Raw genomic sequence first — 1,111 nt, forward strand, 5'->3', positions numbered from 1 at the left:
CCTTGTCACTTTCGTTCGGACATATCGGCAGAACGGTTAACCCGATCCGAGGACGAGGAAGTTTTCGTAACCTTCGCACTCGAAACACAAGGTCGGCTTGTTCCGGCGGCGTGTCTTCATCGACTTGTAGGTAAGCAGTACGGATTCCTTTGGGGACGTTTTGAGGCGTTCCCGTTTCAGAATCAATGCCGTGCCATCCACGGACTTGCTTCAGTGCGGCCATTTTCTCCAACACCTCTGCAATCTCCGCGATTCTCCATGACCTCGAATACCAGTAGTACCGGGGCTTGGGGACTTTCTTCATGATCCAGAGCCACTTTTCAGCGTACTCGGGATTGAAAAAATCACCGCTTGAATGCACACGTAAAACGAGGCATCCTTTGTGGCGTATCTCTTTGGCCATTCGACCGCAGAAATCATCACGTTCAGTTTGTTCCAAGTTCCAAGCAAGTCGATCTTTGACTGTTTGAAATCTGAATCTTGACCGTAAAGCGTAACAAGCTCCTTGGCAGACAGAAGTCATTCCAGGGCACGTTGTCACAGCCGGAAGACCCCACAAATTGATGGCTTCACCGACTTTAGAATTGCCTTGAATCAGCAATCCGCGCACTAACCCCATGACTTGGTTCCTTTCGTGGAAAAGAGAAAGGGGGGAAGCGAGAAACGCGGAATTGAAAGCAGAGATCTGAGCTTCGCGCAATGTGGCGGATGTGCCACAGCGGATGGGAAGTTAGCGGGCGGCTACAGAAAATGGTTGACCGGTCGTTTAGCCTTGCGCTATGGTCGGGGTCAATGGGACGTGGTACAGGCCTCGGGTACTTATTGGCAAGAAGCGAACCCGGAGCCGTTAATTCCCGTCCCTCGAATCAACCGGAGGGTGGTGCAGGCAAGGGTTACTTATTCCAAACTGTAGGTCGCGGGTTCGATCCCCGTCCGGGCGGGCAACCGTCCGGTAGCTCAGTTGGGAGAGCGACAGAAACGTTCCTTTGCCGACTTTTTCCCCTTCCGGCCCACAAGCCACCTCGCGGTGGTGCAGACAAGGGTTACTTCGATTTGTAATCGAGAGGTCGCGGGTTCGAGTCCCGCTCGGCCCCCTTTAACGGGACCGGTA

General features: G+C 53.4%; 1 protein-coding gene. It reads right to left on the bottom strand.

Annotation, left to right across the window (positions count from 1 at the left end; translation table 11 throughout):
* Positions 1-619, bottom strand: a 619-nt coding sequence (locus BGIM_RS67370) for a GP88 family protein (protein ID WP_315849831.1), incomplete at its 3' end; no start/stop codon positions are given.
* Between the last annotated feature and the right edge of the window lie 492 nt (positions 620-1,111).

This window comes from Zavarzinella formosa DSM 19928 (assembly GCF_000255705.1).
Classification (GTDB): domain Bacteria; phylum Planctomycetota; class Planctomycetia; order Gemmatales; family Gemmataceae; genus Zavarzinella; species Zavarzinella formosa.